Source organism: Streptomyces sp. NPDC028298 (assembly GCF_055565895.1).
Genome location: NZ_JBVHTL010000007.1, coordinates 220,772 through 232,105 on the forward strand (window position 1 = coordinate 220,772; position 11,334 = coordinate 232,105).

General features: G+C 68.7%; 9 protein-coding genes. 6 read left to right on the plus strand and 3 right to left on the minus strand.

The features are described from left to right. Window positions 1-488: 488 nt before the first annotated feature. The gene (locus ACZ4TO_RS29305) at window positions 489-824 is read right to left on the minus strand and encodes a hypothetical protein (RefSeq protein ID WP_468025681.1); all 336 of its coding nucleotides are present in this window, start codon (window positions 822-824) and stop codon (window positions 489-491) included. Window positions 825-1,527: 703 nt separating this feature from the next. Between ACZ4TO_RS29305 and ACZ4TO_RS29310 the strand changes: the two genes are divergently transcribed. The 4 genes from ACZ4TO_RS29310 (at window position 1,528) to ACZ4TO_RS29325 (ending at window position 5,263) form a co-directional block, all read left to right on the plus strand. Beyond that, window positions 1,528-1,902 carry a hypothetical protein gene (locus ACZ4TO_RS29310; protein ID WP_468025682.1) on the plus strand — a complete coding sequence of 125 codons (375 nt, stop codon included), beginning with the start codon at window positions 1,528-1,530 and terminating at the stop codon, window positions 1,900-1,902. Window positions 1,903-2,112: 210 nt separating this feature from the next. Then, entirely contained in the window at window positions 2,113-2,451 is a 339-nt protein-coding gene (locus tag ACZ4TO_RS29315; RefSeq protein ID WP_468025683.1) for a thioredoxin family protein, read from the plus strand. A 36-nt stretch (window positions 2,452-2,487) separates the two neighbouring features. After that, window positions 2,488-2,949 carry a contact-dependent growth inhibition system immunity protein gene (locus tag ACZ4TO_RS29320; RefSeq protein ID WP_468025684.1) on the plus strand — a complete coding sequence of 154 codons (462 nt, stop codon included), beginning with the start codon at window positions 2,488-2,490 and terminating at the stop codon, window positions 2,947-2,949. 583 nt (window positions 2,950-3,532) lie between these two features. After that, window positions 3,533-5,263 carry a ricin-type beta-trefoil lectin domain protein gene (locus ACZ4TO_RS29325; protein ID WP_451076372.1) on the plus strand — a complete coding sequence of 577 codons (1,731 nt, stop codon included), beginning with the start codon at window positions 3,533-3,535 and terminating at the stop codon, window positions 5,261-5,263. Window positions 5,264-5,312: 49 nt separating this feature from the next. Here the strand turns inward: ACZ4TO_RS29325 and ACZ4TO_RS29330 are convergent, their stop codons facing one another. Beyond that, window positions 5,313-6,338, minus strand: coding sequence for a LysR family transcriptional regulator (locus ACZ4TO_RS29330; protein ID WP_468025685.1), 1,026 nt, complete (start codon window positions 6,336-6,338; stop codon window positions 5,313-5,315). A 204-nt stretch (window positions 6,339-6,542) separates the two neighbouring features. Here ACZ4TO_RS29330 and snpA point away from each other — a divergent pair, with 204 nt between their 5' ends. Beyond that, the gene (gene snpA / locus ACZ4TO_RS29335) at window positions 6,543-7,223 is read left to right on the plus strand and encodes a snapalysin (protein WP_468025686.1); all 681 of its coding nucleotides are present in this window, start codon (window positions 6,543-6,545) and stop codon (window positions 7,221-7,223) included. A 166-nt stretch (window positions 7,224-7,389) separates the two neighbouring features. On the opposite strand, the gene ACZ4TO_RS29340 is transcribed toward snpA, so the two are convergent. After that, on the minus strand, window positions 7,390-10,395 hold the full coding sequence (locus ACZ4TO_RS29340; RefSeq protein WP_468025687.1) for an AfsR/SARP family transcriptional regulator: 3,006 nt from the start codon (window positions 10,393-10,395) through the stop codon (window positions 7,390-7,392). Between the two features lie 311 nt (window positions 10,396-10,706). On the opposite strand from ACZ4TO_RS29340, the gene ACZ4TO_RS29345 reads away from it, so the two are divergent. Further along, window positions 10,707-11,324, plus strand: coding sequence for an RICIN domain-containing protein (locus tag ACZ4TO_RS29345; RefSeq protein WP_468025688.1), 618 nt, complete (start codon window positions 10,707-10,709; stop codon window positions 11,322-11,324). The last annotated feature ends 10 nt before the right edge of the window (window positions 11,325-11,334 follow it).

The window sequence follows — 11,334 nt, forward strand, 5'->3', positions numbered from 1 at the left end:
CCTCTTCTGGAGAGAGTCACCGTCCGGCATGTGCCGCCAGCCTTCACCACGACGGCCAAGGCCGCCAGTGCTTCAGCCACCAGGAACCACAACTCGTCGTCAAGGGCGAGCACGTGCCCGACGGGGCGGCCTCAACTCAGCTTGTGAACTGGAGAGTCGACCCGGGACGGATTCAGCCGTAACTCCGCGGAGATCGGCGGGCTGGAGATCCGTGCTGGACAGGCTGCCGCCGTGGTCGTGGAGCGCGCCCACGTTGGCGACGCCGGCGGTGAAACCCTGACGCCGACCGGTTCGTCTGGCGCGGCGCCTACGACCGTGGCTCTGCGTCATACGGCCCTCGCATCTTCCCGCACCCAGCCCCACGACCCGATGCGCCTGACGAGGAGCAGCACGCGGAAGGCACGACGGCGGTGAGGCCGTTGATGGTGACCCATCATCGAACGACGCCGCCATCACCAGCACCCCCATCACCCCCGCCGACAAGAACGTCAGACCTTTCCTTCCACGACAATCCGCTCGCCGTCCCAAACAAGCGTGTCCCCCGGCCCCGCGACGATCGCAGCCTCGTCTCCGCGCCGGACGGCATATCCGTCGGGCCCTGGGACGGCTTCGTAGCCGTGCTGCCGGCACCAGCGTTGGGGGATGTCGATGAGCATCGTCCAAGTAATGGTGATCCGGCTGGGATCGGCAGCCTCGCGGTTGCAGACCATGCGCCGGAACAACTGCGACGTCGCCCGCAGCGCTCGCCGGTCGCGTTGCCACGGCAACATGCCGGCGGCCTCACTCTCGTAGTCGAGGGCGAGGTCGAGCAGCGTCCCGCTCATCGCGCACACTCCGCATCCTCGTGTTCCGGATGCCAGGCGAGCGGACGGGCGAGCATGGGTCGCGCGACCTCAGCGAGGGGCCCGCGCAGTTTTCTGAGCACGGTCTGCTCCAACTCGGCAGTGGCCAGGTTGGTCACGATGGCGAGCTTGACGGCGTGGCCCAGCGTTGACGCCGGTCGGATCGTAGACAGCACATGCTAGGTATGCCCCGCAGTCGACACCTGCTTCGCTTGAACGCAAAACTTCCTGCACCTGCAACATGCAGGGTCGAATCGAGTCCGCTTCTGACCGCGCATGACACGTACTGCTCACATCCTCACTCGAACACGACCGACCCGAGCCCGGGTTTCAGGAGCTCCCGATACGCCAGGACGCGAATGCGAGCGCAGCGATACGCCTGGCTCACGAGCTACCCGCAAGCCGTTCGCCGTCGGGTCGGCCGGTCGCCGGCGACAAGGAGGGCCGGCCGAACGTCGGGGCGACTCGACAACCCGACACGCTCCGAAGTTCCGCTATCCACAAACACTATGACGGCCAATCACATGTGCGATCACATTCGACTCTTAGGTGCGCGGACCCTTCGCCGCGGAACACGGCGAACACCTCCGACACCCTGACCAGTGCCCGGCACGGCGTGCGCTCTCCCCGCGGTCGAACCCCGCTCACCGATGAACTCGAACCGAACGAAATCCCTGGGGAACTGATGAACGTCGTCATCCGCAAAGCGGCGAACCTCGCCGTCGTCGCCGGCGCGGTCGCGGCCGCGTCCATGGCCGGCGCTCCGGCCGCGAACGCCGAGCCGGTCCAGCACGGCTGCGCGTACCCGTACGTCTGCTTCTATGTGGACCGGGCCGCCGTCAACGCCGGCCACCCCGCCGCCAAGTTCCAAGTCGTCACCAGCGGATTCCAGGACGTCACCTCCCGCGAGGGCTACATCATCCTCAATACCCGCAATGACGACGTGGCCTACCTGCGCAGCAACGCGGGCACCCTCTGCGTCGGACCCAACACGACCACAGTGATGAGCTCAGGCCTCACCATCAACGGCGTGAAGATCTCCAGCAGCGCGACCTGCTGACCGTGGCGGGCGCGCGCCGTGCGCGCCCGCCCCTCACACGCCCCATCGCGCCCCGAAGACGCCTCTTCACGCCCCGACGACCATGAGGCACAGCCATCCCGCCACTGCCCCCCGTCCCGCCACAGCCTGACGGCGGGCGCCTCGCCTACCCACCGCACCAAGCGAGGGATGATGGGGATGGAAGACACGACGCAAGGGGCAGGAATTTCCATGGCGAACAGGGTTCACCAACCTCGTGAGGACGCGGAGTTCGATTTCATCCTCAGGATGAGCGGAGTCCCGGTCCTCGCCTACTTCACCGGGACGTGGCCCAAGGCCATCGAGCCCTGCCGAGCGATGGACCTCGTCGTGGGCGCCGTCGCCGACGAATACAGAGGCCGTCTAACGGCCGTCCGTACCGACATCACCCGCTGCCCGGCCGCCACCAAGCGCTACGGGATCACCGGGGCCCCCTCCTACGTCCTACTGAAAGGGGGTGAGGCGGTGGCGCAGGGCACGGGACCCGTCACGATCGCCGAGGTACACGAGATCCTGCACAACCACCTCTGAGACCGCATCCGCGATCCGGCATGGGACGATCCCTCGGTGACTCGACCCCCGAAGCGTGACCGTTCCCGGCAACGTGACCGCGCTCGGACACGCGACCGCTCCCGGACACGCGACCGCTCCCTTGAGGAGCTGGAGCACGACTACTGGCCGGACCCGTCGGGCGACACGACACGCCTCATAAGGACCGCGCACGCCCTTCGGCGTAAGCCGATCGGCGAGCTGACAGTCGAGGACCTGAGACTGTTGATCAGGCAAGACGTGGGACTGCCCATCCTCCTGCCCCTGGCCTTGGAGGTCCTGCGGCTGGATCCGATGGCGGAGGGTCACATGTACGAGGGTGATCTGCTGGCCGCCGTACTGACCAGGAGTCCAGAGGTCTGGAACACGTCACCCGAGCTCGGGCGCGAGCTTCGTCAGATCGTCTCGGCTCTGGGCAATCTGCCACCGGAACTCGAGCCCGAGGCGGAGCGGTTCCTGGCACTGCGCCTCCCCCGGTAACACCGGCCTGCAGGCGCCAAGTAGAGGCCCTGGCGAGCGAACCCATCGCGATAGCCGCGCCTCGCCCGCCCTCTCGCCCTCGCCCTCGCCCGCACCCGCACCCGCACCCGCACCCGCACCCGCACCCTCGATCAGACCCTTGAACAGGTCGCTACCCACGGCGGTCCTGCCTCCGGCACCGATTCCGATGGACTGCGTGCACCCCACTGACACGCCCCGCCCAACCCCTTCCACCAGGACAGAACCACCGACATCCCCCCATCCAAATCCGTTGTCGTTCCAGAGCCTTGACGGCATTGGTCCGGTCCAATAGCGTCGCCCCGCACAGAACTCCACATGGTTCAACACCCAGTTCAACACCCACCAGCCGTCACCCGCACATTGATGACGATCCGCTGGTCAGGGGGCGCAGGTCCGGGCACCTGCCGTGGGGCGTCTGTCCACGGCAGCTCAAGCACGGGTCGTCGCCCTGTTCGTCGTCATCCAGAGCCGCAAGAGCGCGTGCACCGCTCGCCGTTGGTGGAGGTCACCAGAGAGGCGTGGCGGACAAGCACCGTCATGCCTTTTTCGGAGGTCAAGACACATGCAGTTACCCCTTGCGAGAGCGCGGCGCGGCGGGTGGAAGAACGTGCTCAGGCTCATACCCGTCGTCGCGGTCACGGTGGCGACCACCGTCGTCGGGACGCTCAACGCCGAGGCGGCGGTGCCCCCGACACCGTCGGGCTTCAGCCTCACCTGGAGCGACGACTTCAACGGAGCCTCCGGCACGGGCATCGACCAGAGCCTGTGGAAGTACGACACCGGGCCGGGCAGCAACTTCGGCACCGGTGAGATCGAGACCATGACCAACAGCACGTCGAACGTCTACTACGACGGCCAGGGTCACCTCGTACTCCAGGCCCTGCACTCCGGTTCCGACCCGCGGGCCGGATGGACCTCGGGGCGTGTGGAGACCCAATCGGCGGCCTTCGGCGCCCCGGCCGGCGGCGTCGTACGCATCGAGTCCGTCCTCCAGCAGCCGAACGTCACCACCGCCAACGGTGCCGGGTACTGGCCCGCGTTCTGGATGCTCGGCGCGCCGTTGCGTGACGGTGTGACCTGGCCGAAGTCCGGCGAGGTCGACATCATGGAGGACATCAACGGCCGCAGCTCCGTCTTCAGCACCCTGCACTGCGGCGTGAATCCGGGCGGGCCCTGCAACGAGTCGACCGGCCTCGGTTCGGGTGAGCGCGCCTGTTCGGGCTGCCAGACCGGCTTCCACGACTACGCGGCCGAGATCGACCGCTCGGTGTCGCCTGAGCAGATCCGCTTCTACCTCGACGGGAACAACTTCTTCACCGTCAACGCCAACCAGGTGGACGCGACGACCTGGGCCGACGCGGTCGACCACCCGTTCTTCATCATCTACGACCTGGCGATCGGCGGCGGCTTCCCGGACGCCTTCGGTGGCGGACCGAACGCGGCCACGGTCTCCGGCGGCAAACTGGTCATCGACTCGGTGGCCGTCTACAACAAGGGTGCCGGTTCCGGGGGTGGCGGCGGTGGTTCGGTGACCGGTCAGACGATCACCGGTCCGGGCGGCAAGTGCGTGGACGTGGCAGGCGACGACACCGGCGGCGACGGCACCGCGGTCCAGCTCTGGGACTGCCAGTCGGCGGCCAAGGACCAGCACTGGACCTGGAGCGGCCAGACCCTGCAGACCCTCGGCAAGTGCCTGGACATCGCCGGCGGCAACAGCGCCGGGGGTACGAAGCTGCAGCTCGCCACGTGCAACAGCGGCGGCTACCAGAACTGGGTGCGCCAGGCCGACGGCACGCTGCGGAACCCGACCAGCGGCCGGTGCATCGACTCGCCGTCGGCCGCCACCGCGAACGGTACGCGGCTGCAGATCTGGGACTGCAACACCTCCGGCGCCCAGCAGTTCGCCATCGGTACACCGATCTACGGGCCCGGCGGCAAGTGCGTGGACGTCGCCGGTGACGACAACGGTGGCGACGGCACCGCGGTCCAGCTCTGGGACTGCCAGCAGGCGACCTCGCTCGACCAGAAGTGGACCTGGAGCGGCCAGACCCTGCGCACCCTCGGCAAGTGCCTGGACATCGCCGGTGGCGTCAACGCCAACGGCACGAAGCTCCAGTTGGCCACCTGCAACGGCGGCGGCTATCAGAACTGGGTGGCCAACGCGGACGGTTCGATGTCCAACCCGGCCACCGGCCGGTGCATCGACTCACCGTCGGGTGCCACCGCGAACGGCACACGCTTGCAGATCTGGGACTGCAACACCTCCGGCGCGCAGAAGTTCGCACTCGCCTGACGAAGGACCGCGGGGTCCGGCAGAAGCCTTTTCTGTCGGACCCCGCGGATCATCCGCGCCGGCGCGCGTCCGCTGCGAGCTCCTGTTCGGGTGTCCCGTGAGGGACGGCCGTCCCGGATCCACGCAGCCCCTGCGCGGCTTCCGGCATACCCGAACGCTCCAGCCACGCGCGGTAGACGGGCGCCTGGCGGGCCACTTCCCAGTAGGCGTCCACCAATTCGTCGTACCCGTGGTCGAGTTCGGCCTGCGAGCGGGCGGCGAGCAGCAGGCGCACCCCTATCGGGTCCCCCTGCAGAGGCCGGACCACGACGTCGGGGCGCGGGAGCGCCGTGGGCTGGCTGACCGTGACGACGTCGCCGGTCGCGGCCAGTGAGTACGCCGTGAGGTAGTCGCCGTGGAGCATGTCGGGTTCGATGCCCGCGTCGCGCAGGACGCGGCAGAGGCCGTCCCATTCGCCGTCCACCGTGGAGTCCACCATCCACCGGTCGTCGGCCAGGTCGGCGAGGCGCACCTCGGACTTCCGGGCCGCGGGGTGGTCGGGAGCGAGGGTGACGAACTGCGGTTCGCGTTCGATCACCGGGCGCAGAACGAGCCCTGTCGGCACGCACAGGGGGCTGCCTTCGACCTCGTGCACGAAGGCCAGTCCGAGCCATCCGCCGGCGACCATCCGCAGCAGGGAGTTGGCGGAGACGTCCATCCGGAGTGTGGGATCGGTGCGGGGAACGCGGGCGCGCAACCGGCGCAGCCAGCCCGGCAGGGCCCGGCTCGCGGTCGCACCGATCTGCAGGGTGTTCGCGTCCGCGGCCCGGGCCACGGCGGCCCTCGTCTCCGTGACGATCGCGGCGAGTTCGGTGACGAGCGGTCTGGCGCGGCTCAACACGGCCAGGCCCACTGGAGTCGGGCGGCAGCCCGTGCCCGCCCGAACGAAGAGCTGCGCTCCGAGAGCCTGCTCGATGCGACGCAATTGGGCGCTCAACGAGGGTTGGGCCACGCCGAGTTCACGTGCCGCCTTGTGCAGGCTGCCCGTGTCGGCGATGGCGCACAAGGCACGTAAGTGCCTCACCTCGAGCTCCATGCGCGAAGCGTAGGGGAGCCTCCGCATGACGCACCAGATGTTCAAATCGCTACGAACTCCGACGAGTTGACCGTCCCGATAGCCCGGCGCTATCCCCGATTGCCATCATCCGCAGCCCCCTCGGCCTCCGCGAGACTCCTGCTGAACCAATCGTTCACCACCCCACACGAACGAGTAGGAGCACCACACATGTTGTCCTCCCGCATGAGGTCGAAGACATCCAGGAGACTCCTGGCACTCACGCTCGGCTTCGGTCTGGCGTCCGCGGCACTCGGCACCGCGATTCCGGCGAGCGCCCGGCCGGCGGACTCGGCCCCGGCCGGTTCCACCGCCGTGGCGAGCGCCCGGTACTCCGGCTCGGCCGAAGACACCGCAGGCAACAAGGCTTTCTTCGAAGCAGTGTTGAAGTCGGTCGCCGCGAAGCAGGCGGCGAACCCCTCCCTGGCGTCGGTGACCGTCTACTACAACGCCTCCCAGGCGCCGACCTTCCGCTCCCAGATAGCGAGTTCCGCCTCGATCTGGAACAGCTCCGTGTCGAACGTCAAGCTCCAGGCGACCACGAGCGGTGCGGACTTCACGTACTACGAGGGCAACGACTCGCGTGGGTCCTACGCCTCCACGAACGGGCACGGCCGCGGCTACATCTTCCTCGACTACGCGCAGAACCGGCAGTACGACTCGATCCGTGTGACCGCTCACGAGACCGGCCACGTGCTGGGTCTGCCGGACCACTACAGCGGTCCGTGCAGCGAGCTCATGTCGGGAGGCGGTCCGGGTACGTCCTGCACGAACCGCTACCCGAACGCGGCCGAGCGCTCCCGCGTCAACCAGCTCTGGGTCAACGGCCTCGCGAAGGCGATCGCGAAGCTGAACAAGACACGCTGACCCGGGGCCCGGCGGGTATGCCGGGCCGCGCTCCACGGCGATCCGGTCCGGGCCGCGGCATCATGTCGCGGCCCGGAACGGGCATGTCCCAGGCGCGCGTCCCGGGTGCGGGTCCGTAGCCTCGCCTGCGGCCCCGAGGCGCGGCACGCGCGGACCCCGGGCTCTCTCACCGCCCGTGGACGTGAGCGTTCGGCCAGGGTGGCGGATCACCCGGCCCCGGTACGGCGTCGTAGACGTACGCCAGCACCTCGTCGAGACTCAGTTCCGCTCCCTTGGAGTACGCACTCTCGTAGGAGGTGTCTCCGACGAGCGCTCGTGCGCCCTGTTCACACCGGGCCCGGGCCGCCCGCAGTTCCGGCGAACCCAACTGGGGCGGCCCCGACATTCGCCAGATGCGCTGGGCGGCCCCGAGCAGGCACGCGGCACGCCGGGCGTCCCCTCCGGCCAGGGCGGCCTGCGCCAGGGTTTCGACGCACATGGCGAAGCCCAGCGAGTCACTCAGCTGGTAGCGCACGGTGAGAGCGGCCCGTGCGTGGGTGACGGCGGAACGAATGTCGCCGCGTGCGAGGTCGACCGAGCTGCGAAGGCTGTCCCCCCAGGCTCGTGTCCACACCTCGCCGCACTCGTCGGACAGCGAGCGCTGTTCCTGCAGCACACCGACGGCGGCTTCGAGCTCACCGCGCAGGAGGTGAACGAATCCGCGGCCGATGAGGCACATCGCCAGGGCGTTCGCTCCGGAGTCGGTGTCCCTGAGCTGCTGGACAGCCGCCGCGGTGAGTTCGCCGGCCTCGTCCAGTTCCCCGCGCAGTGCCGCCGCCGTACCGAGGAGGTGCTGGGCGAATCCGAGTGCCACCGGATCACCGGACTGCGCGGCGAGCGCCCGGCACATCAGGGCGACGCGGTGGACGGCATCGGCGTCCCCCTGCCCCATCGCCACATGTCCGCAGGCCCACAACGCCCGGATCCGTTCCTCGCCGGGCTCCTGATCAAGGTTCAGGAAGCGGTCGAGGTAGTGACGTCCCTCGGCGTAGAGTCCGCAGGACGTCCAGTACCACCACAGGCATCCGACCAGGTCGAGACCGGCCAGGTGCTCCTCCGGACGGGAGAGGCAGAAGTCGATCGCCGATCGGATGTTGTCGTGCTCCAGCCTCATCAGCCGGCACCAGTTCAGTTGATCCGGTCCGAACCATCCGTCCTCGAACCGGCGTGCCGAGCGCAGGTAGTGGTCACGGTGACGCATGCGCAGGCGTTCCGGCTCGCCGCGCCGCCAGAGCTGCTCGGCACCGTACTGACGCACGGTGTCCAGGATCCGCAGCCGTGTCCCCGAGATGCCTTCCTCCCATTGCAGGACGGACTTCTCCACCAGTCCCGACAGAAGATCCGCCACGGCTGCCCGTGGCAGTTCGCGGTCGCAGCAGACGGATTCCACGGCATCGAGGTGGAAGCTCCCCGAGAACACCGACAGCCGGGCCCACAGAAGCCGTTCCCCCGCGGAGCACAGGTGATGGCTCCAGTCCATCGTCGCGCGCATCGTCTGATGTCGGGGCAGGGAGGTGCGCCTGCCGAAGCCCAGCGGGGTGAACGAATGGTCCAGGCGCTCCAGGATCTGCTCCACCGACATGGAGCGGAGCCGTACCGCGGCGAGTTCGAGTGCGAGCGGAATGCCGTCGAGCATGGCGCACAGCCGGCCGACCGCGTCACGGTTGGCGGGTGTGAGGGTGAATTCCTGGTTCGCGGCCTGAGCCCGCTCGACGAACAGCGCGACACCGTCGGATTCCACCGGGCTTCCCGGCGGGTGGAGGGGCCGGGGCACGGCCAGTGGCGCGAGTACGAAGACCTCTTCACCCGCGATGTTCAGGGACTCACGGCTCGTGGCGAGGACACGGATCCCCGGCGCACTCTTCAGCAGGGTCTCCACCAGGACCGCGCATGCGTCCACGAGATGCTCACAGGTGTCCAGCACCAGCAGCGCCTGTCGGGACGGCAGGAACTCCTCCAGCACCTCAACAGGCGGTTTGACGGTCCGGTCGTCCAGGTCCAGGGCCTGCACGACGCTGTGGGCGACCATGCCGGGGTCCTGGACGGCGGACAGTTCGACGAACCACACGCCGTCGGGGAAGGCCGGCTGAGCGTCGTGTGCCACCCGCAGTGCCACACGTGACTTCCCTACGCCGCCCACCCCGGTCAGTGTCACCAGCCGGGAACTTCTCACCAGTCGTCCTACGGCCTCGAGTTCGGACTGCCTCCCGATGAAGCTGGTGACTTCGACGGGTAATCGTCCGGCGCCGCGCCGACCCGTCTCCTCCCGGGCCGCGGTTCCGTTCACGAGGCCCTGCGCATCTCCCGGCGTCGCCGACGACTCCCCGAAGGGGGACGCCGACCTGACCGGTGTACCGGCCGTCCGCGTACCGGCGGCGATTCCGGCTCCGCCGGCGGAGCCGGGCGACTCGGCCCCTCCCTCCCCCGGCGGCTCCGCCGGGCCGCTCCTCGTGACCACGTCCAGGGTCCCGCCGTGCGTGCGCAACATGGCGGCGTGCAGGTGCTGGAGCGGCGCGCCCGGTTCGATGCCGAGCTCCTCCGTGAACAGCCTTCGCGCATCGCGGTACAACGACAGCGCGTCGGCCCGGCGCCCACTGCGGTGGAGCGCGAGCATGGCCTGACCGCGCAGTCGCTCGTGAAAGGGATGGGATCGCGTCAGTTCCTCGAGTTCGGTGACGACGTCGGCGTGCCGGCCCAGTTCCAGCGCGACCTCGGCGTACTCCTCGTAGACCTGGAGGCGCTGTTGCTCGAGGCGTGTCGCCTCCGTGGCGAGGAGTCCGACGTCGCTGACATCGGCCAGGGCCGTTCCGCGCCACAGCGAGAGGCCCAGCCGGAACAGCTCGCCGGCCTCCTCCAGCAGTCCGCTGCGCCGCGCGAGCCGGCCCCGGTCGGCGAGGTCCACGAAGCGGAGCAGGTCCAGCTCCGTGGGGTCGACGGTCAACGAGTAGCCCAGCGGCCCGTGCCGCAGGTTCTGACCACCTTCCAGTTCCCGCCGCAGCCTGTGCACGTAGACCTGTGCGGTCTTCCTCGCACTCGGCGGCGGGTGCCCGTCCCACAGGGCGTCGAGCAGATCGGAGAGCTGAACGGGCCTCCCCGCGCGGACCAGCAGCACGGCCAGCAACCGCCGGAGCATGGGTGCCGACAACACGACGGGCCGACCGCCACGGTGCACGCTCAGCGGCCCGAGAACGCCGAACTCGAACAAATGGTCCCCCCGTTGCTTCGAGGGGAGCTTGCCCGAGCTCGGTGAAGCGGGTCAAGAACCGGTGCAACCACGGCGCAACCGGGTTGCAGGCGACGAGGCGGACAGTGTGGCGGAAGCGAGACCGCGCCCCCCGGCAGGCCCAGCATGCCGTCGGACCGGAATGGCGGCAGGACGACGGTCCATTCACGCACCGAGCGCCGCCGACCGCCCGACGATCGGACAAGCAGAAAGGACAAGGCATGAGCACCATGCGCCATCGGCTCGCTCGCGTCATGATGAGCGCCGCGGTCCTCATCGGACTCGCCGTGGTTCCAGTCGTCGTGAGCGAGCCGGCCCACGCCGCCTCGCCGAACTGTTCCTCGCGCTTCGACTCCACCTGGAGCAGGGGCCCGTACTTCTACGCAGCCGTGGCGGCCAGCAACGCCAGGGGGCAGCGGACCGTGATGGACCTCAAGGGGCCCTCGACGGCGAACGGAACACAGGCCCACATATGGCACTGGTACACCGGGAACAGCCAGTACTGGTGCCTCAAGAAGCACACGTTCACCGATGGTTCCTACGCCTACCAGATGCGCAACTACTACGGCGGCGGCTGTCTCGATGTCGCGGTCAACAGCCCGATCGCCAACGGCGACAACGTGTGGCAGTGGGGCTGCAAGTCCAGCAACATCAGCAGTCAGCTCTGGGCCATCGAAGCGCGCGGCACCGTGAGCACGCCTGACGGATCGGAGACTTCCTATGTGATCCGGCACGACGACACCACCCAGTGCGTGGACGTCAAGGGAGAGGGCGTGACCGACGGCACCACGTTGCAGACGTGGTCGTGCAAGTACAGCGGCAACCAGTTGTTCTACTGAGTCCTGATGC